The sequence below is a fragment of the Phreatobacter sp. AB_2022a genome (genome assembly GCF_026847585.1).
In the GTDB taxonomy this organism is placed as follows: Bacteria; Pseudomonadota; Alphaproteobacteria; order Rhizobiales; family Phreatobacteraceae; genus Phreatobacter.
On record NZ_JAPSET010000049.1, the window covers coordinates 12367 to 31389 of the forward strand.

Below are 19023 nucleotides of genomic sequence, written 5' to 3' on the forward strand. Positions count from 1 at the left end.
CGCCCGGCGCGGCGATCGGCCTGCGTCCTCCAATTCCCTCCAGCGCGAGTGGCTGTGCATGAGTTTCGCGTCCACGACCGGCGCGCCGGCGGCAGGCGCCGCGGCCCAGGCCGAACCGATCAAGGTCATGCTGGTCGACGATGCCGTGGTCGTGCGCGGGCTGGTCGGGCGCTGGATATCGGACGAGCCGGACATGACGCTGGTCGCTGCCCATCGCTCGGCGCGCGAGGCGGTGGCCGACATCACGCGGCAGGATCCTGACGTGGTGGTGCTCGACATCGAGATGCCCGATATGGACGGCCTGACCGCGCTGCCGTTGATGATCGCGGCAAAGCGCGACCTGGTCGTCGTCATGGCCTCGACGCTGACCCGCCGCAGCGCCGAGATCTCGCTGAAATGCCTGTCGCTGGGCGCTGCCGACTATGTGCCGAAACCGGAATCGAATGCCGGCGTCACCACCTCGCCGGCCTTTCGGCGCGAGCTGATCGACAAGATCCGTGCGCTCGGTCGCCGGCACCGGCTGCCGGCGCGGGCGAGCGCGACGGCCGCGAGGGCGCAGACCGCGGCGGCGCCGGCGCGCGTCGCTGCGCCGTCGATCGTGCCTCACGCCCATGCGCCGCATGCGTTCAAGACGCGGGCCTTCCAGGCCATGCTGCCCAAGGTGCTGGTGATCGGCGCCTCGACCGGCGGCCCGCAGGCGCTGACCACGGTGCTGCGCGGCCTCCAGCCCATTCTCGAGCGCGTGCCGGTGCTGATCACCCAGCACATGCCGCCGACCTTCACCACCATCCTCGCCGAGCACACGGCCAAGGCCACCGGCCGGCCGGCGACCGAAGCGAAGGACGGTGAGCCGGTGCAGGCCGGCCACATCTACGTCGCTCCCGGCGGCCGCCACATGCTGGTCAAGCGTGTCGGCGCGACGCCGGCGATCCAGCTCGACGACGGGCCGCCGATCAATTTCTGCAAGCCGGCCGTCGACCCGCTGTTCAAGTCGGCGGCGCAGGTCTGGGGCGGCGCGGTGCTCGCCTGCGTGCTGACCGGCATGGGTTCGGACGGCTCGCACGGCGCCGGCGACGTCGTGGCGGCCGGCGGCAATGTGATCGCCCAGGACGAGGCCTCCTCCGTCGTCTGGGGCATGCCCGGGGCGGTCGCCATGGCCGGCCACGCCGCCGCCGTGCTGCCGGTCGACCAGATCGCAGCCAAGATTGTACGCCTGTTCTCAGGAGACCGGTCGTGACACCGCTCGACTACGACTATCTGCGCGGCTTCCTGAAAACCCGCTCCGGGCTCATGCTGTCCAACGACAAGCAATATCTGATCGAGAGCCGGCTGATGCCGATCGCGCGCAAGGAGGGTCTTGCCGGCATCAGCGAGATCGTCCTGAAGCTCAAGGCGCCGGGTTCCGAGCGGCTCGCCGCCAAGGTCACCGAGGCGATGACCACGAACGAGAGCTTCTTCTTCCGCGACAAGACACCGTTCGACCATTTCCGCGACGTGATGATGCCGGCGCTGCTCGCGGCACGCGCGGCGAAGCGGCATATCCGCATCTGGTGCGCGGCCGCCTCGACCGGGCAGGAGCCCTATTCGCTGGCCATGATGCTGAAGGAGATGGGGCCAGCGGTCGCCGGATGGCGCATCGAGATCATCGGCACCGACCTGTCGAACGAGGTCCTGGAGCGCGCCCGGGCCGGCGTCTACACCCAGTTCGAGGTGCAGCGCGGCCTGCCGATCCAGATGCTGCTCAAATATTTCACGCAGAACGGCGACCAATGGACCATCGCGCCGGAGATCCGCGCGATGGTGCAGTACCGGCCGCTCAACCTGCTCAACGATTTTTCCGCCCTCGGCCAGTTCGACATCATCTACTGCCGCAACGTGCTGATCTATTTCGACCAGCCGACCAAGGTCGGCGTGCTCAACCGGGCAGCCAGGCAGACGGCGCCGGACGGCTATCTCCTGCTCGGCGCGGCGGAAACGGTGGTCGGGCTGACCGACGCCTACAAGCCGGTCGCCGACCGGCGCGGGCTCTATGTCCCGGCCGGCGCCGCCTCGGCGCCGCGCCCGGCCGCGGCCGCGCCGGCACGGGTCATGGCGGTATCGGGCGCGCTCGCGCCGCGTACCGGGCTCGCCTGACGCCGCCCGCGCGCAGCCTGCGCTGCGCATGGCTCGTAAGCCTTGTCCGCAGCCGCAGCTCCGGCTACCGAACGGCGATGATCACCGACCCGACCTTCTATGCCGCGGCCGTGCCGGCCGTGACGCTCTACGGCTTGTCCAAGGGCGGCTTTTCCGGTGTCGCCATCCTGTCGATGCCGCTGCTGTCGCTGGTGATCGCGCCGACCACCGCGGCGGCCATCGTCCTGCCGGTGCTCATGGTTCAGGACGTCGTGACCGTCTGGAGCTATCGCAAGACCTGGGACGGCAAGGTCCTGGCCTATCTCGCGCCCGGCGCGCTGGCCGGAATCGCCACCGGCTATGCCTTCGCCTCGGTCGTCTCCGAGCCGGTCATCCGCATCATCGTCGGGCTGATCGCGGTGATCTTCTGCCTCGAGCGCTGGCTGCGGCCGGCCGCCATGATACCGGCCGTGCGGCCGAACAATGCGCTGTCGGCGACCGTGCTCGGCTGGATCTCCGGCTATACCAGCTTCGTGATCCATGTCGGCGGCCCGCCGTTCAACATGTATGCCATGCCGCGCGGGCTCAGCCGCGACGTCTTCGTCGGCACCGCGGCCCTGTTCTTCGCGGCGGTCAATCTCGTCAAGGTGGCGCCGTTCATTGCCCTCGGCCAGATGACGACGGCCAATCTCGGCACGGCGCTGGCGCTGTTTCCGGTGGCCATCCTCTCCAACATGGCCGGCATCTGGCTGGTCAGGCGCATGCCGACCGGGGCCTTCTACGCGCTGATCTACGCCCTGACCTTCGTCGTCGGGGCGGTGCTGCTCATCGGCGGCATCGGCGCGCTTCTTTAAACGAAACAGGCAAGGCAAGCGGGTGAGCTGGTCGCCGGCGCTGGCGCCCGGCTCCGCTCGGGCGACACGGCCGTCCGGGAGCTTCGCCCGGCCGCGCTGGCCCAGCCCGTGCCGCCCGAGGGGCGGGCAATAAAAAACGGGCCGCCCGAAGGCGGCCCGTTCGTCACGATCTTCGCGAGAAGATCGATGGCTTATCAGTAGCGAGCAACCACAGCGCCCGGGCCGGTCGAGAACAGGTAGTTCACGCCGATCTTGAAGAGGTGGGCGTTGTTCTGGGTGCGGAAGCGGTAGTTGAAGCCGTCCGAGCCCAGAGCGTTGACGGTCTGGTTGCCGAAGCTAACGTAGTTGTACTCAGCCTTGACGGTCCAGTTCTGGTAAGCGGCGTACTCGATACCACCACCGATGGTCCAGCCGACGTTCGACGAACGCGAACCCGAGAGGGTCAGCGGGCCGCACGGAGCAACCGAGCAGGTGTCGGTGACGCGGGCGCTGCCGCCGCCGAGGGCGAGACCGCCCTTGACGTAGAACAGGGTGCGGTCGACGGTGAAACCGGCGCGGGCCGTGATCAGGCCGTAGACGGCGTCGTTGATCTTGCCGACGGTGTCGAGGCCCGGCGAGGTCGGGTCAGCGCGGCGCGAACCGCCGAGATAGCCGACTTCACCTTCAACACCGACCAGGAAGTTCGGGGTGATCTGGTAGTTGTAGCCGAGGGTCAGACCGCCCAGGAAGTTGGTCTTGTTGACGCCCCAGGGGCCCGGCGTGTTGTAGCCGTCGAGGTCGTTGAAGCGGCCCTGGCGCGAGCTGACGCCGAGATAGCCACCGACGTAGAAGCCGGTCCACGAGAACACCGGGGAGACGATCGCGGCCGGGACTTCGACGCGACGAACGCCGAGGTCGGCGGCCTGGGCGCCGGAAGCGAGAGCGGCGAGGGCGGCACCCGCGAGAAGAAACTTCTTCATGAGGTTCATTTCCTTGGTTGACTTCGCCACCCCGCTTTGACGGTTCGGCGCATTTGACGATTTTCCAGGCACGCCCGGCCGGTGGGAGGACCAAGCCGATACATGTCTACTCATCACGGCCGACCTCTATCGGACGATCGTGAGAAATCAACTAACAAGAAGGACGGAGAGCCGCCTTCCCCATCTAGTTTGAATTGTTTGTAGGGTGCTGTGTCTGAAGCACAACACCTGTCATGAGGCCGTTAGAATATTGCTAACGATAATTGCGGTTCGTTTGAAATGTTGTTGCCTGGCTAACGGATTCGAAACCATCCCAGGACGGCTGAAATCCATGCGATTCCCGGCCGTGGCGGCCTTACTCCAGCGTGTTTTCGGAAGCTCTCCTCAGCCGGCGCGTGTAGGTCTTGCCAGGCGATCGCGATGGCCCGCCGGGCCTGCCGTCAGTAGCCCTGGAGATCACGCCGGGCTAGGCTTGGCCGGCAAAGGACGAGGGTTGAGAAGGGCCCGGTGGAATGAGCGTCTACGATACCGATCTGGAAAAGCGCGCGGCGAACTATCAGCCCCTGACGCCGCTGTCCTTCCTCGAACGCGCAGCGCGCGTCTTTCCCGATCATTGCGCGATCATCCACGGCGGCCTGCGGCGGAGCTATGCGGAATTCTACGCGCGCTCGCGCCGCCTCGCCTCGGCGCTCGCCAAGGCGGGTGTCGGCAAGGGCGACACCGTAGCCGTGCTGCTCGCCAATACGCCGGCCATGCTCGAATGCCACTACGGGGTGCCGATGGCGGGCGCGGTTCTGAACACGCTGAACACCCGGCTCGATGCGCCGATCATCGCCTTCTCGCTCGATCACGGCGAGGCCAAGGTCTTCATCGTCGACCGCGAATTTTCAGCGCTCGCCCGCGAGGCCCTCGCTCAGGCCAGCGTCAAGCCGCTGGTGATCGACTATGACGATCCCGAATATGACGGCGCCGGCGCGGCGGTCGGCACGACCGGCTACGAGGCCTTCCTCGCCGGCGGCGAGGAGGATTTCGACTGGACGCGGCCCGGCGACGAATGGGACGCGATCGCGCTCAACTATACATCCGGCACCACCGGCAATCCGAAGGGGGTCGTCTATCACCACCGCGGTGCCTACCTCCTGGCGCTGGGCAATGTCGTCACCTGCGGCATGGCCAAGCATCCCGTCTATCTGTGGACATTGCCCATGTTCCACTGCAACGGCTGGTGCTTTCCCTGGTCGATCTCGGCGGTGGCCGGCACGCATGTCTGCCTGCGCTGGGTGCGCGCCAAGGCCATGTACGATGCCATCGCCGATCACGGCGTCACCCATCTGTGCGGGGCGCCGATCGTCATGAGCCTGCTGCTCAATGCGCCCGAGGCCGAGAAGCGGGCCCTCGATCACGGCGTCTCGTTCTTCACGGCGGCCGCCCCGCCGCCGGAGGCGGTGCTGGCGGCCATGCAGGCCGCGGGCTTCGAGGTGACCCATCTCTACGGCCTGACCGAAACCTACGGGCCGGCGGTCATCAATGACTGGCATCGCGACTGGGACGGACTGGCCAGCGCCGAATATGCCGCGCTCAAGGCGCGCCAGGGCGTGCCCTATACGGTGCTCGACGACCTCACCGTGATGGATCCGGAGACCATGCAGCGCGTGCCCGCCGACGGGCAGACGCTGGGCGAGGTGATGTTCCGCGGCAATGTGGTGATGAAGGGCTACCTGAAGAACCGTGCCGCCTCGGACGAGGCCTTCGCCGGCGGCTGGTTTCATTCGGGCGATCTCGGCGTGCTCTATCCCGATGGCTACATCCAGCTGAAGGACCGGTCGAAGGACATCATCATTTCGGGCGGCGAAAACATTTCCTCGATCGAGGTCGAGGATGCGCTGTTCAAGCATCCGGCAGTGCAGGCGGCGGCGGTGGTGGCGAGGCCCGACGCCAAATGGGGCGAGACGCCCTGTGCCTTCGTCGAGCTGAAGCCTGGCAGGAGCGCCACCGAAGCCGACATCATCGCCTGGTGCCGGCAACATCTCGCCGCCTTCAAGTGCCCGCGCACGGTCGTCTTTGCGGAGCTGCCGAAGACCTCGACCGGCAAGATCCAGAAGTTCCGCCTGCGCGAGATGGCGCGGGCGCTCTGAGCCCAGGCGTCCTGTCACTCCACTCTTGCGTCGGGCCGGGGCTCGGCCACAATGCGGGCCGGCGAGAGCGCCGGCGCGAGACCGGCAGGGCAGGGGAGAGCGGCATGGATGCCGATGTGATCGTCGTCGGCGCGGGGCTTGCCGGCCTCGTCGCGACGGCCGAGCTGGCGGCGGCCGGCCGCAAGGTGATCCTGATCGACCAGGAGGGCGAGCAGAATCTCGGCGGCCAGGCCTTCTGGTCGTTCGGCGGCCTGTTCTTCGTCGACAGCCCCGAGCAGCGGCGCATGGGCATCAGGGACACGTTCGACCTTGCCTGGCAGGACTGGCAGGGCTCGGCGGGCTTCGACCGGCCGGAGGACGACTGGGCCCGGCGCTGGGCCGAGGCCTATGTGCATTTCGCCCACGAGGAGAAGCGCGCCTGGCTGCACGCCCAGGGCATGCGCTGGTTTCCGCTGGTCGGCTGGGCCGAGCGCGGCGGCGGGCTCGCCACCGGCCACGGCAATTCCGTGCCGCGCTTCCATGTCACCTGGGGGACCGGTCCGGGCGTGCTCGCGCCGTTCATCGCCAAGGTCCGGGCCGCGGCGGCGAGCGGCCAGGTGCAGCTGAAGTTCCGCCACCGGGTCGACGGGCTGACCCGGTCGGGTGGCGTCATCGACGGGGTCGAAGGCGAGATCCTGGAGCCGAGCACGGTTGCCCGCGGCGAAGCGAGCTCGCGCGTCGCCACCGGCACGTTCGCGCTGAAGGCGCAGGCCGTGCTGGTCGCTTCGGGCGGCATCGGCGGCAATTTCGACCTGGTGCGGCAGAACTGGCCGGCGCGGCTCGGCACGCCGCCGGATTTCCTGGTCTCGGGCGTGCCGGCCCATGTCGACGGCCGCATGCAGCTGATCACCGAAGGCGCCGGCGGCCGGATCGTGAACCGCGACCGCATGTGGCACTATGTCGAGGGGGTGCGGAACTGGAACCCGATCTGGCCGAGCCACGGCATCCGCATCCTGCCCGGCCCGTCCTCGATCTGGCTCGATGCGACCGGACGGCGCCTGCCGGCACCGAACTTCCCCGGCTTCGACACGCTGGCAAGCCTCGAGCACATCATGAAGACGGGCCACGGCTACAGCTGGTTCGTGCTGTCGCGCGCGATCATCAAGAAGGAATTCGCGCTGTCGGGCTCCGAGCAGAATCCCGACCTCACCAACAAGAGCATCACCGGCATCCTCTCGCGGCTCGGCAAGGGTCTGCCGCCGCCGGTCCAGGCCTTCATGGACAAAGGCGCCGACTTCATCGTCGACACCGACGTCAAGGCGCTCGGCCGGCGCATGAACGCGCTGGTCGGCACCTCGCTGATCGACCCGGAGGCGCTGGAGCGGGAGATCGTCGCGCGTGACCGGGAGATCGAAAATCCGTTCTCCAAGGACGCCCAGGTGATCGCCATCCGCGGCGCGCGCAACTATCGCGGCGACAAGCTGATGCGCACCGCGCCGCCGCACCGCATCCTCGATCCGGCCAAGGGCCCGCTGATCGCGGTGAAGCTGAACATTCTCACGCGCAAGACGCTGGGCGGCTTGCAGACCGATCTCGACGGCCGCGTGCTCGGCGCCGGCGGCGCGCCGCTCGGCAATGTCTATTCGGCCGGCGAGGTCGCGGGCTTCGGCGGCGGCGGCGTGCACGGCTACCGGTCGCTGGAGGGCACCTTCCTCGGCGGCTGCATCTTTTCCGGTCGGACCGCGGGCCGCGCCATGGCCAAGGCCGTGGCCTGAGGGAGGCGACGATGCCCGGCATACACGACTTCTGGCTGTTCGTTCTGGCCGGCCTGATGCTCAACATCACGCCCGGGCCGGACATGGCGCTGGTGATGGGCCGCAGCATCGGCCACGGCCGGCGGGCGGGCGCGGCGGCCGCGCTCGGGGTCGGCGCCGGCGCGCTCGTTCATATCGCGGCGGCGGCCCTCGGCCTCTCGGTCGTGCTTTCGACCTCGGCGCTCGCCTTTGCCATCGTCAAATGGGTGGGCGTCGCCTATCTCGTCTTCGTCGGCCTGAAGCTCCTGCTGTCGCGGCGGGCTGCGCCGCTGGCGGTCGCCGATGCGCCCGCCGCCCTGCCACTGCGCCAGGTCTTCATGCAGGGCTTCTGGACCAATGTCCTCAACCCGAAGGTCGCGCTGTTCTTCCTCGCCTTCCTGCCGCAGTTCATCGACCAGGACGCGCCGGCCAGGCCGCTCGCCTTCCTGGCGCTGGGCCTGGTTTTCAATGTGACGGGGACGGCCTGGAACCTGATCGTCGCCTGGGCCGCCGGCGCCATGGCGCGCTCGCGCCACATCAGCGCGGTCAAGGCCTGGCTCGACCGCGCGCTCGGCGCGTTGTTCCTGGCGCTGGGGGCCAGGCTGGCCGTCACCAGCCAGCCGTGAGCCGGATCAGGGCCGGTGGCCCCGCGGCGGCCGCTCAGAGGCCGTCGAAGAGAGCCGTCGACAGGTAGCGTTCGGCAAAGCTCGGAATGACCACGACAATGGTCTTGCCGGCGCTGTCCGGGCGCTTGCCGATCTCCACGGCCGCCTGCAGCGCGGCGCCCGAGGAAATGCCGACCGGTATGCCCTCGGTGCGCGCGAGCTCGCGGGCGAGCGCGAAGGCCTGGTCGTTGCTGACGGTCACCACCTCGTCGATGACGCTGCGGTCGAGAATGTCGGGAACGAAGCCTGCGCCAATGCCCTGGATCTTGTGCGGGCCGGGATTGCCGCCGGAGAGGACCGGCGAATCCGTCGGCTCGACCGCGACGATCCGGACGCTCGGCTTGCGCGATTTCAGCACCTGGCCGACGCCGGTGATGGTGCCGCCGGTGCCGACGCCCGACACGAAGATATCGACGGCGCCCTCGGTATCGTTCCAGACCTCCTCGGCGGTGGTGCGGCGATGGATGTCGGGATTGGCCGGGTTCTTGAACTGCTGCGGAATGATCGCGTGCGGGTTCTCGGCGGCGAGCTCCTCGGCCTTGGCGATGGCGCCCTTCATGCCCTTCGGGCCCTCGGTCAGGACGAGCTCGGCGCCCAGCAGGGCGAGCATCTTGCGCCGCTCGATCGACATGGTCTCCGGCATGACGAGGATCAGCTTGATGCCGCGCGCGGCGGCGGCAAAGGCGAGCGCGATGCCGGTATTGCCGGAGGTCGGCTCGATCAGCACCGTCTGCGGCGTGAGCTTGCCGGAGGCGGCGAGCGCATCGAGCATGGCGACGCCGATGCGGTCCTTGACGCTGGCGATCGGGTTGAAGAATTCGAGCTTGGCGAGCAGCGTCGCGTTGACGCCATGGGCCTTGGCGAACCGGTCGATGCGCACCAGCGGGGTATCGCCGATCGTGTCGGTGATCGAGGCATAGACACGGCCGCGGCCGGGCTTGCGGGTCTTGGCGGAGGAGGCGTGATCGGACATGACGGCACCCAAGCTGAAACGGGAGCGCGGATCATGCCGACGGCGACAGGAATTTTCTACCGCAAAGCGCGACGCGTCCCGAAATAAGAGAAGATCTTTCTCGTCTCGCAAGGGAAGGGGAAAACCCTTCTCAAGCACGGTCGCGACGGAGAACGCGGCGACCGCCCGGTCTCCGAGGCCGCTACAGGATCATCTGTGTTTGTGTCACCAGCGCGACCAGCTTGCCGTCCTCGCGCTCGATGCGGGTCTGCCAGACCTGTGTCCGGTTGCCGCGGTGGACGGCCGAGGTGGTGCCGGTCACGGTGGTGCCGGCCTTGGCCGCGGAGACGAAATTGGTCTTGCTTTCGAGCGTGGTCGTGCCCTTGGCCCCCTCGGGCAGATTGAGCACGGTGGAAGCGGCTCCCAGCGTGTCCGCGAAGGCCATGATCGCGCCGCCGTGGATGGCATTGCCGGCGGTGCACAGGTCCTCGCGGATGAAGAGTCTGGCGACGACGCGTTCAGGGCCGGCCTCGACATAGTCGATGCCGAGCAGATGGGCGAAGGGCAGCGGAAAGGCTCTGAGCTTGTCGAGGGCGGTCATCGCATGATCCTGCCAGCGTCGGGGATCTGGCGAGAGTGGCGGGCGCGCGGCGCTCCGGTCAAGACCAGGCTTTGGAGCGTGGCTCCACGTGCCGGCGGCCGTTCGCGGCCGCGTAGACGAGGATTTTGCGGACGCGGCCTATTTCGGGGCGAAGACGACCTCGACCGGGCTGTTCGGCATGCGGCTGGCGCTGCGCGGCCCGCCGCTCGGCGCGAAGGCCGGGTGCCATGCCCTCAGCCGTGCATTGGACATCCATTCCAGCTCAAGCTGGCTTTCGGGCGCATAGACCGTGAACCGCACGAGCGCGTTGGCGGTCGAAAGGCAGGTTCCCGCCCTGCCGGCCTCGAGAACGGTGGCCTGCGTTTCCTTGGACCAGCCGTAGGCACCGCCTTGCGGGCATTCCCGCACCTCCACGTGATGCCGGCCGTCCGGGGATGGGAGATCCACGAGGACACGGTTCGGTCCGCCACCGAACGCGGTCAACATCAGGACAACGGGCAGACACCACAGCGAAGCTGTCGTTCTCGGCCGGGCCGGGGCGCCAGGTTCCGTGTTCATCGTCGGAAGTCTCCTGTGTCGTGCGGGCGGTCGCGGGACATGGCTGGTCGCAGGCGTCGACGGCGGTCGTCCTCGTCGGGTGCGGTGGCGAAAAACAAAGAACCCCGCTCGGTTTCCCGGCGGGGCCTCCGTCACCTGGCGGCATTTCATCCGTGCTCGCTCGGTGGATGTCGATGGTATGGCAGAAGGGGATGACGGCGGTGTGACGCGGCGCGGGCCTGGGCCGCGCCGGCGGGTCAGGCCGGAATGCGCTCTTCCATGTCCGAGGGCTCGCGCAGCACATAGCCGCGGCCCCAGACCGTCTCGATGTAGTTCTTGCCGTCCGACGCATTGGCAAGCTTCTTGCGCAGCTTGCAGATGAACACGTCGATGATCTTCAGCTCCGGCTCGTCCATGCCGCCATAGAGATGGTTGAGGAACATCTCCTTGGTCAGCGTCGTGCCCTTGCGCAGCGAGAGGAGCTCCAGCATCTGGTACTCCTTGCCGGTCAGATGCACCCGCTGGCCGCTGACCTCGACCGTCTTCTGGTCGAGGTTGACCAGGAGGTCGCCGGTCGTGATGACCGACTGGGCGTGGCCCTTCGAGCGGCGCACGATGGCGTGGATGCGGGCGACCAGCTCGTCCTTGTGGAACGGCTTGGTCAGGTAGTCGTCGGCGCCGAAACCGAGGCCGCGCACCTTGTCCTCGATGCCGGCGAGGCCGGAGAGGATCAGGATCGGCGTCTTGACCTTGGCGACACGCAGCGACTTCAGAACCTCGTAGCCCGACATGTCGGGCAAGTTGAGGTCGAGAAGAATGATGTCGTAGTCGTACAACTTGCCGAGATCGATGCCCTCTTCACCGAGATCGGTCGTGTAAACGTTGAAACTCTCGGACTTGAGCATCAATTCGATGCTCTTCGCAGTGGCGCTGTCATCTTCGATCAACAGAACGCGCATGCTTATCCCCTTCCGCTGGCCCCTGACCGTCCGTTTCGTCGTGTCCGACGAAACAGCCGTTCGGCATAGCGATCCCGATCCTCCACCGCCGCGCGGAGGGCTGGAGGGATCCGTCCCCGTTCACTGATTCGACGCTACGTCTCAATGGTTAACAAACTGTGATTCGCCGGGGCAAGAGTCCTCGCAAAAGATTTTTGCGACTCACTCCAACCCACTGCCGAATCGACCATTTCCGTCGCGTCGTCGGTGTCCTGGACCTGCCGTGCCGCGACCTGGGTCCGTGCGGGGGCGATCCGCCCGGACCGTTAACGGCCGCGGTTGCCATTAATTGGCTGACAACGATCATTAACGGGCCGGGTTAAGGAAGGGTTACGCCGGCGGGCGGAATCCGGGCGTGATCTGGCTTTACTTGGGAATACGATCCGCCGCTGCGGGTAAACGCAGCAGCGGAAAGCCAAGGCGGGCGCGGCGGCGACCCGGTTCGGGCGGCCGGGGCCGGGGAAGGGGCCGGTTGTGCCGCGCTGGGCAATTTCTACCGATGATATGGTTAAGGCATGGTAAACGCCGCCATCTGCCGTGGCGGGGAACGGCGGGCGGCGAGCGGTTTCGCCCGGCGCACCCAGGCAAAATCTGCCGGGTTCCGTTAACGGTCCGTTCAAATTAACGCTTCGTTGACCAATTCGCCGCAAGGCTCGGGATTAGTCCTAATGCCATGGGTTTTGATCGCGCTCGCGCGCGACAGGCGACCGGCGGCGGACGCTTCCATGCCTGAACGGACATGCCGACATGCGCGCGCTCGCCGACCAGATCTCCGACATCGACGGGGTCGCCATCTATGGCCGGGTGTCCGGCGTGCGCGGCCTCATGGTGGAGGTGGCGGGTCCCGTCCACGTCATGTCGGTCGGCGCGCGCGTGACGATCGAGACCGGCGGCCGGCCGATCCCCTGCGAGGTCGTCGGGTTCAACGGCGACCAGGCCCTGCTCATGCCCTTTGCCGGCCTGGAGGGCGTCAGGCGCGGCTGCAAGGCGCAGGTCTCGCTGGCGCCGGCGGCGACCCGGCCGAGCGCCGGCTGGCTCGGACGCGTGGTGAATGCGCTCGGCGAGCCGATCGACGGCAAGGGGCCGCTGCCCCAAGGCGGCGATCCCATGCCGTTCCGCGCCAATCCGCCGGCCGCCCATGCGCGGAGGCGCGTCGGCAAGCCGCTCGATCTCGGCATTCGCGCGCTGAACACGTTCCTGACCTGCTGCCGCGGCCAGCGCATGGGCATCTTCGCCGGATCGGGCGTCGGCAAGTCTGTGCTGCTGTCGATGATCGCCCGCAATGTCGACGCCGACGTCTCGGTGATCGGCCTCATCGGCGAGCGCGGCCGCGAGGTGCAGGAATTCCTGCAGGAGGATCTCGGTGAGGAGGGGCTGGCGCGCTCGGTCGTGGTGGTCGCGACCTCGGACGAGCCGGCCCTGATGCGCAAGCAGGCGGCCTATCTCACCCTGTCGATCGCCGAATATTTCCGCGACCTCGACCAGCAGGTCATGCTGATGATGGATTCGGTGACGCGCTTTGCCATGGCGCAGCGCGAGATCGGCCTGTCCGCCGGCGAGCCGCCGACCGCCAAGGGCTATACGCCGACGGTCTTCTCGGAACTGCCGCGGCTGCTGGAACGGGCCGGCCCGGGGGCGGGCGAGGGCGCGATCACCGCGATCTTCACGGTGCTGGTCGACGGCGACGATCACAACGAGCCGGTGGCCGACGCGGTGCGCGGCATTCTGGACGGCCATATCGTCATGGAGCGGGCCATCGCCGAACGCGGCCGCTATCCGGCGATCAACGTGCTGAAGAGCGTCTCGCGCACCATGCCGCGCTCGGCCGACCCGGCCTACTGGCCGGTGATCCAGCGGGCCAAGCGGATCCTGTCGACCTATGGCGACATGGAGGAGCTGATCCGGCTCGGCGCCTACCGGCAGGGCTCGTCGGCGGAGGTGGACGAGGCGATCCGCCTGCAGCCGGCGCTCGAGGCTTTCCTCGCCCAGGGCAAGGACGAGGTGAGCGGCCTGGCCCGCGGCTATGCCGAGCTTGCCGCGATCCTCGAGGAACCGGCGGCCGATGCCGGCTGAGCCCGCAAACCTTGCGAAGGCGGATCATCGGCGCCGGCTATCCGCCTCTGCATCAATACATTTTCAAGTTTTGCGGAAACGGAATCTCAACCTCAACGATGCTAGACAGAGTGTGATGAGGACGTGGGCATTCCCTCCGAGAATGCCGATTGCGCCTGCATTTCGTGTGGTTGAGATGCGGGCGGTGAAGACTTCTGGGAGTGTGTGTCGATGAAGTCGCGAGATACTCTGATCCGCCTGAAGCGCTTTCAGGTTGATGAGAAACGTCGGCAGGTCGCGCAGATCGAAATGATGATTGCCGAGTTCGAGCGGATGGCCGGCGAACTCGATCGCGAGATCCTGACGGAACAGAACCGGGCGAACATCCATGATCCCGCCCATTACGCCTACCCGACCTATGCCAAGGCCGCGAGCCAGCGCCGCGACAACCTGCTGGGCTCGGCCAACGAGCTGAGGGGCCAGCTCGACGATGCCAAGGGCCAGCTCGCCGAAGCCTTCGAGGACCTGAAGAAGGTCGAGATCCTCGACGAGCGCGAAAGCGCGCGCGACCGGGCGGCGGAGGCCGCGCGCGAACAGGCCGAGATGGATCGGATCGGGTTGTCCCGTCGGGGATCCTATATCGGCGCCTGAGCCGCACCTTTCGTTCCGACGCCTGAAAGGCGCATGGTCGATGCCATGCGCCTTTTTGCATGGCAAGGGCCGCTCAGTCCGGTGGACGGCGCCGGGTCACCCCGATGCGCCAGGCGCCGGGACCGCCGTCGACGGTGACAAGGTTCCAGGCGGCCGGTTCCATCCGCCCGGCCGCCACCGCCGCCGAGGCCGACGGGACGCCGTGGACCGGGATCGGTCCGTCGGGTCCGTCGAGCGTCACCGCCGAACCGATATGGGTATGGCCGTGCAGGACGAGTTCGGCACCGCTCGCCTTCAGCACGGCGGCGAGGGCCCGGTGGTCGGTGAGCTGCTTCTGCCAGCCGGCGGCGAAGGGCGGGTGGTGGATCATCAGGACGCGGGCGAGGCCCTCCTCGCGCAGGGCGTCGAGCGTCTCGGCGAGATCGGCGAGCTGGCGACGGCCGAGCGTGCCGGTGGCCAGGAACGGCGGCTTGGGCACGCCGCTGTTGACGCCGACCAGCGCGACGCGGCCGCGCCGGCGCACGAAGGGAAAGGCCTCGTCCAGCGAGCGCGGCGGCGGCTCGTGGTCGCCGGCGAACCAGGGCGCCCAGAACCGGGTGATCAGGGGCAGCGTCGCCCGCATATAGGCGTCGTGATTGCCGGGCACGAAGCTCACCCGGTCGGGCGGTCCGAGCCGTTCGAGGAGCGCACGGGCCTGCGGATATTCGCCGGCGAGGCCGAGATTGATGAGATCGCCGGTCACGGCGACATGGTCGCAGGCGCTCGCCGCTATATCGGCGATCAGCCGTTCGAGCACGGCGGGACGGTGATGCGCGGCCCGGCCGCGCCGCCAGTTGAGATAGCCGGTGATCCGCTTGCCGGCGAGCTCGCGCATGGCGGGCTGCGGCAGCGGGCCGATATGCAGGTCGGACAGGTGGGCGAGGCGGAACATCCGCCCGGCTTAGCCCAGAAGCGCCCGCGGCGCGAATGCGACCCGTTCGTCAGCGGGCGCCGCCTGCGCGCCCCCCGCGGCGTCAAGCATTGCCGAGCAGGATGCCGGTGATCAGCACCAGCGTGCCGCCGAGGACGATTTGGAACACCGCCTTCAGGAATGGCGTATCCATGTAGCGCCAGCGGATCCAGGCAATCGCCCAGAGCTCGACCAGCACGATGGCGACGGCGATCGAGGTGGCGATCCAGAAGGCGTTCGGCCAGCCGTTCGGGATGAGATAGGGGAGGGCGTGGCCGAGGCCGCCGACCGCGGTCATGATGCCGCAGGCCCAGCCGCGAATGATCGGCGAGCCGCGGCCGGTGATCTTGCCGTCATCCGACAGGGCTTCGGTCAGCCCCATGGAAATGCCGGCGCCGACCGCTGCGGCGAGCGCGACCAGGAAGGTCGCGGCATTGTTGTGGGTGGCGAAGGCGGCGGCGAAGACTGGTGCAAGCGTCGAGACCGAACCGTCCATCAAGCCAGCCAGGCCCGGCTGGACATAGGTCATGACGAAGCGCTTGTGGGCGGTCTCGTCCTCGCTGCGGCGCGCGTCGGGCGTCAGATGCGTCTCGACCAGCCGGTGCGCGAGGCCCTGATGGCTCGTCTCCTCGTCGGCCAGCTCGGTCAGGAGCTGGCGGATCGAGACGTCGCGAGCGTTCGAGGCCGCCTGGCGGTAGAAGGCCGACGCTTCGGCCTCCATGCTCTCGGCCTCCGCGCGGATCCGCTCGATGCCGCGGTTGCAGATCAGCCAGAGCGGCTTGCGCTTGAGGAAGCCGGTCACGTCCTGGCGCCGCACCAGCGTCAGATGCTCGCCGAATTTCGCGCGATGGAGGGCATAGAGCCGGTCGCGATGGCCGGCCTCCTCGGCGGCCATGTCCCGGAACACCTTGGCCGTCGCGGGATAGTCGGCCTCCAGATGTCGGGCGAAGTCGCGATAGATCCGCCCGTCCTCTTCCTCATTGGCGATGGCCAGCGCCAGGACCTGCGCCTCGGTCAGATCGGACAGCGGAACCATGAAATCCTCGCATGCGTCGTGAGCGGCATCAGATTAGAATAATTCTAATTTGATTGCCAGTGCGCTGACGCGGCGAAGGGCAAAGAAAAGGGCGCCCGCGAGCTTGAACTCAGCGGGCGCCCGGCCACAACCTTAGCCAGAGGGGAGGTTGGCTTCAGTCGCGGGAATAGATGCCGAGTGCGGCGGCGGTCTGACCGTCACGGATCTCGATGGACGGCTGCCAGCGGAACCCGTTGCGGCGCGAGAACAGCGTCGAGAGCAGAGCGATCAGCATGGGAAACTCCCAAAGGTTCGAGGTTGGCCGCAGTTCCTGCCGGGCAGGTTCGTTTTGCAGCGCAACATGGCCGTTAGATAGGAGTGTCCCGGCGGCTTTGTTACCCTTTGTATTAGCTATCAGCCATGCATTTCTGATTAGCCTCGTTCATGTTTCCGCAACATCCAATCGGTTTCGTTGATGAGATGGGCATTCCATGATTCTGGCCGACCCGAAGCGGCGCTCGCCGCTGACACCGCTCCTGCATCTCTACTGGCGTTTTGCCCGCGGCATGACGCTCGGGGTGCGCGCCTGCGTCATCGACGGCGAGCGGCGCGTGCTGCTCGTCAGGCATTCCTACATGCCCGGCTGGTATTTTCCCGGCGGCGGCGTCGAGGTCGGCCAGACCATGACGGACGCGCTGGCGATGGAGCTGCGCGAGGAGGCCAATGTCGAGCTGACCGGCCCGGCCGTCCTGTTCGGCGTCTACCTCAATGCCCGCATTTCCAAGCGTGATCATGTCGCGCTCTACAAGGTCGAGGCCTGGCGGCAACCGAGCCCGCCGGTACCGAATGCCGAGATCGTCGCGCACGGCTTCTTCGCGCTCGACGCGCTGCCCGAGGACACGACGCGCGGCACGCGCGAAAGGCTCGCCGAGATCTTCGACGGCCAGGCGGCGACGGCGACCTGGTAGCGGCAGCAGGCCGCCGCGACATCCGCAAGATTTGTCAAAAACGCCCGTGATAGCGTCCCGCACACACTGAAACGGGGACGCGGCGATGCGCGCGGATCGAAACTGGACGGCCTATGGCGATCGGCTCACGCGGGTCATCGACCATATCCACGCCCATCTCGACGACGAGATCGATCTCGACAGACTGGCCGAGGTCGCCTGCCTGTCGCCGCATCACTGGCACCGGATCTATCACGCGGTGCACGGCGAGACGATCGCCCAGACCGTCAAGCGGCTGCGCCTGCACCGGGCCGCGGGCCTGCTCGCCAACAGCAGCCTGCCGGTCGCGACCGTCGCGGAGCGCTCCGGCTATCCCAACCTGCAGTCCTTCACGCGCATCTTCGGCGCCGCCTACGGCATGCCGCCGGCACAATACCGCCGGCAGGGCGCGCACACCCATTTCGTCCGATCCATCACCGAGGTTACCGCCATGTACGACGTCACCATCACCACCGTGCAGCCGCTCGAGGCCGTCTCGGTCAGCCATACCGGGTCCTACATGGCGATCGGCCAGGCCTTCGACCGGCTTTACGGCTGGCTCGGCATGCGCCATCTCATCGGTCCGAGGATGCGCATGCTGGCCGTCTATTTCGACGACCCCTCCGCGGTCCCCGAGGCGAAGCTGCGGTCGAAGGCCTGCATCGTCCTGGGGCGCGCGGTGACGGTGGAGCCGCCGGTCGAGCTTACCGAGATCGCCGGCGGTACCTATGCGGTGCTGCGTCACAAGGGGCCCTATGCCACCATGAAGGCGGCCTATCAGTGGCTCTATGGCGACTGGCTGCTGACCTCCGGCCGCGAGCCTGCGGATGCGCCCTGTTTCGAGGACTATCTCAACAATCCCCGCGACACCGCGCCTGCCGAACTGATGACCGACATCTATCTTCCGCTGAAAGGCGCGCCGTGACGCGACCGGCGAAAGGGCGCCGGCGCCTTGCCCGTGCCGTCGCCGGCGCGCCGCCGGAGGACGCGGCGGACCGCCGGCGCGGCGGCCGATCAAGCCCTTGAGTCCCTGCGGCCTTTTGGATGCGTGGCCACTGTCCGGGCGGGGCGGATGTCGGGATCACGATCCTAGTGACGACCCGCGCGCATCATGCTATGCGCGCCCTATGACATGTCAGGCAAAGGTTCTTGTGTCGCGACGACGACGGTCGGTGTGAAGCCCGCCGCCGAAACCTTTTGTTCGTCCTCGCGCCCACGAGCCTGAGCTGATGCCCGACTTGTCCCTCGATCTCCATCCGGAAACCCTTGCCGACGCGCCCGCCATCGAGCGGCTGCACGAGCGCGCCTTCGGACCCGGCCGTTTCGCCCGCACCGCGTTCCGCCTGCGGGAAGGCGTGCCGCCGCTCTCCGAACTCTGCTTCACCGCGCGTGTCGGCACGCTGCTGGTCGGCTCCATCCGCCTGTCGCCCATCATCATCGGCCGCGACGTCGCGGCCGTGCTGCTCGGCCCGATCACCATCGACCCGGCCTTCCAGAGCCGCGGCATCGGCGCGGCGCTGATGACGCGTTCGCTCGACACCGCGGCCGCGAAAGGGCACCGGCTGGTCGTGCTGGTCGGCGACGCACCCTACTACAAGCGCTTCGGCTTCTCGGTGGTGCCACCGGGCCGCCTCACGCTGCCGGGTCCGGTCGATCCCGGCCGGCTGCTGTTCCGGGAACTGGCGGCTGGCGCCTTCGAGGGCGTCCGGGGTCCGGTCCGAGGCCTGCAGTCCGCGGCGCCCTGAGCGGGCGCTGCGCCCGCACCTTCAGCCTCGTGCGCCAGGC

18 protein-coding genes are annotated in these 19023 nt (G+C 67.8%); 11 read left to right on the forward strand and 7 right to left on the reverse strand.

Annotated elements, in window-relative coordinates; translation table 11 throughout:
• The first annotated feature begins 58 nt into the window (after positions 1 to 58).
• The 3 genes from OZ671_RS26305 to OZ671_RS26315 all read left to right on the forward strand — a co-directional run bounded on the left by OZ671_RS26305 (position 59) and on the right by OZ671_RS26315 (position 2966).
• Positions 59 to 1237: a protein-glutamate methylesterase/protein-glutamine glutaminase gene (locus OZ671_RS26305; protein WP_268863458.1), complete on the forward strand. Its 1179-nt coding sequence runs from the start codon at positions 59 to 61 to the stop codon at positions 1235 to 1237.
• Positions 1234 to 2133: a CheR family methyltransferase gene (locus OZ671_RS26310; RefSeq protein ID WP_268863459.1), complete on the forward strand. Its 900-nt coding sequence runs from the start codon at positions 1234 to 1236 to the stop codon at positions 2131 to 2133. The genes OZ671_RS26305 and OZ671_RS26310 overlap by 4 nt, the downstream gene beginning before the upstream one ends.
• A gap of 77 nt (positions 2134 to 2210) precedes the next feature.
• A complete protein-coding gene (locus OZ671_RS26315; protein ID WP_268863460.1) occupies positions 2211 to 2966 on the forward strand; it encodes a sulfite exporter TauE/SafE family protein in 756 nt (251 codons plus the stop codon).
• A gap of 194 nt (positions 2967 to 3160) precedes the next feature.
• On the opposite strand, the gene OZ671_RS26320 is transcribed toward OZ671_RS26315, so the two are convergent.
• Positions 3161 to 3925, reverse strand: coding sequence for an outer membrane protein (locus OZ671_RS26320; protein ID WP_268863461.1), 765 nt, complete (start codon positions 3923 to 3925; stop codon positions 3161 to 3163).
• A gap of 512 nt (positions 3926 to 4437) precedes the next feature.
• Here OZ671_RS26320 and OZ671_RS26325 point away from each other — a divergent pair.
• The 3 genes from OZ671_RS26325 to OZ671_RS26335 all read left to right on the forward strand — a co-directional run bounded on the left by OZ671_RS26325 (position 4438) and on the right by OZ671_RS26335 (position 8458).
• On the forward strand, positions 4438 to 6060 hold the full coding sequence (locus OZ671_RS26325) for an acyl-CoA synthetase (protein ID WP_268863462.1): 1623 nt from the start codon (positions 4438 to 4440) through the stop codon (positions 6058 to 6060).
• A gap of 104 nt (positions 6061 to 6164) precedes the next feature.
• Positions 6165 to 7814, forward strand: coding sequence for an FAD-binding dehydrogenase (locus tag OZ671_RS26330; protein WP_268863463.1), 1650 nt, complete (start codon positions 6165 to 6167; stop codon positions 7812 to 7814).
• Positions 7815 to 7825: 11 nt separating this feature from the next.
• Positions 7826 to 8458 (forward strand): LysE family translocator, encoded by a 633-nt coding sequence (locus OZ671_RS26335; protein WP_268863464.1) that lies wholly within the window; start codon positions 7826 to 7828, stop codon positions 8456 to 8458.
• Positions 8459 to 8492: 34 nt separating this feature from the next.
• On the opposite strand, the gene cysK is transcribed toward OZ671_RS26335, so the two are convergent.
• The 4 genes from cysK to ctrA form a co-directional block, all read right to left on the reverse strand.
• Entirely contained in the window at positions 8493 to 9470 is a 978-nt protein-coding gene (gene cysK / locus OZ671_RS26340; RefSeq protein WP_268863465.1) for a cysteine synthase A, read from the reverse strand.
• A 181-nt stretch (positions 9471 to 9651) separates the two neighbouring features.
• Positions 9652 to 10050: a PaaI family thioesterase gene (locus OZ671_RS26345; protein WP_268863466.1), complete on the reverse strand. Its 399-nt coding sequence runs from the start codon at positions 10048 to 10050 to the stop codon at positions 9652 to 9654.
• A gap of 138 nt (positions 10051 to 10188) precedes the next feature.
• A complete protein-coding gene (locus OZ671_RS26350) occupies positions 10189 to 10497 on the reverse strand; it encodes a hypothetical protein (RefSeq protein ID WP_268863467.1) in 309 nt (102 codons plus the stop codon).
• A gap of 347 nt (positions 10498 to 10844) precedes the next feature.
• Complete coding sequence (gene ctrA, locus OZ671_RS26355; RefSeq protein ID WP_038307188.1) at positions 10845 to 11546, reverse strand: response regulator transcription factor CtrA; 702 nt, start codon at positions 11544 to 11546, stop codon at positions 10845 to 10847.
• A 786-nt stretch (positions 11547 to 12332) separates the two neighbouring features.
• Here ctrA and fliI point away from each other — a divergent pair.
• Together fliI and fliJ are read left to right on the forward strand one after the other, a co-directional pair.
• Positions 12333 to 13658, forward strand: a complete 1326-nt coding sequence (fliI, locus tag OZ671_RS26360) for a flagellar protein export ATPase FliI (protein ID WP_268863468.1) — start codon at positions 12333 to 12335, stop codon at positions 13656 to 13658.
• Between the two features lie 210 nt (positions 13659 to 13868).
• Positions 13869 to 14288: a flagellar export protein FliJ gene (gene fliJ / locus OZ671_RS26365; RefSeq protein WP_268863469.1), complete on the forward strand. Its 420-nt coding sequence runs from the start codon at positions 13869 to 13871 to the stop codon at positions 14286 to 14288.
• 73 nt (positions 14289 to 14361) lie between these two features.
• Here fliJ and OZ671_RS26370 read toward each other — a convergent pair whose 3' ends face one another.
• Both OZ671_RS26370 and mbfA read right to left on the reverse strand, forming a co-directional pair.
• Positions 14362 to 15219 (reverse strand): metallophosphoesterase family protein, encoded by an 858-nt coding sequence (locus OZ671_RS26370; RefSeq protein ID WP_268863470.1) that lies wholly within the window; start codon positions 15217 to 15219, stop codon positions 14362 to 14364.
• Positions 15220 to 15301: 82 nt separating this feature from the next.
• On the reverse strand, positions 15302 to 16273 hold the full coding sequence (gene mbfA / locus OZ671_RS26375; RefSeq protein ID WP_268863471.1) for an iron exporter MbfA: 972 nt from the start codon (positions 16271 to 16273) through the stop codon (positions 15302 to 15304).
• A 470-nt stretch (positions 16274 to 16743) separates the two neighbouring features.
• On the opposite strand from mbfA, the gene OZ671_RS26380 reads away from it, so the two are divergent.
• The 3 genes from OZ671_RS26380 to OZ671_RS26390 all read left to right on the forward strand — a co-directional run bounded on the left by OZ671_RS26380 (position 16744) and on the right by OZ671_RS26390 (position 18983).
• Positions 16744 to 17220, forward strand: coding sequence for an NUDIX domain-containing protein (locus OZ671_RS26380; RefSeq protein WP_442957128.1), 477 nt, complete (start codon positions 16744 to 16746; stop codon positions 17218 to 17220).
• Between the two features lie 85 nt (positions 17221 to 17305).
• Complete coding sequence (locus tag OZ671_RS26385; RefSeq protein ID WP_268863472.1) at positions 17306 to 18163, forward strand: AraC family transcriptional regulator; 858 nt, start codon at positions 17306 to 17308, stop codon at positions 18161 to 18163.
• 304 nt (positions 18164 to 18467) lie between these two features.
• The gene (locus tag OZ671_RS26390; protein WP_268863473.1) at positions 18468 to 18983 is read left to right on the forward strand and encodes a GNAT family N-acetyltransferase; all 516 of its coding nucleotides are present in this window, start codon (positions 18468 to 18470) and stop codon (positions 18981 to 18983) included.
• Positions 18984 to 19023 lie beyond the last annotated feature (40 nt).